Raw genomic sequence first — 412 nt, forward strand, 5'->3', positions numbered from 1 at the left:
ATAAGGTTAATACTTAAACTCACTGCCGCCGATAAACTCGCGCAGTATGCTAGTCCCGGGTACGTACTGCGGCGGAATAGGCGTAAAGTTTTCCAAGAACGACAACAGCCTCGTGGCTTCGGCGTATTCTACCATGTTGGGTTTTACGGCTTTTAACAGCGGGTCGGAGAAGTACTTGAAGACCGAAAGTTCGTAATCGAGGGCGGAATTAAAAGTGGCGTCGGCTGTTTCCTGAAAAGGGAAAATATACTTGCGCTCGCCGGCCTGCACTTTGGGCCACATTCTCATGGTGCCGACAGCCTCCATTCCCCTGAATTGGGAATCGCGCACCATGCGCCGTAAAAGCCTGTTGTCGCTGGTGGGGATTCTGTTGTGGTCGTCCAGGTTAAGCTGGGTAAGCGCGGAAATGTAA

1 pseudogene is annotated in these 412 nt (G+C 51.7%); it reads right to left on the reverse strand.

The features are described 5' to 3' along the window. Positions 1-6: 6 nt before the first annotated feature. Positions 7-412, reverse strand: a pseudogene (locus ACYVTD_RS17250) (nucleoside kinase); the annotation flags it as partial.

Source organism: Treponema sp. R6D11 (genome assembly GCF_054786075.1).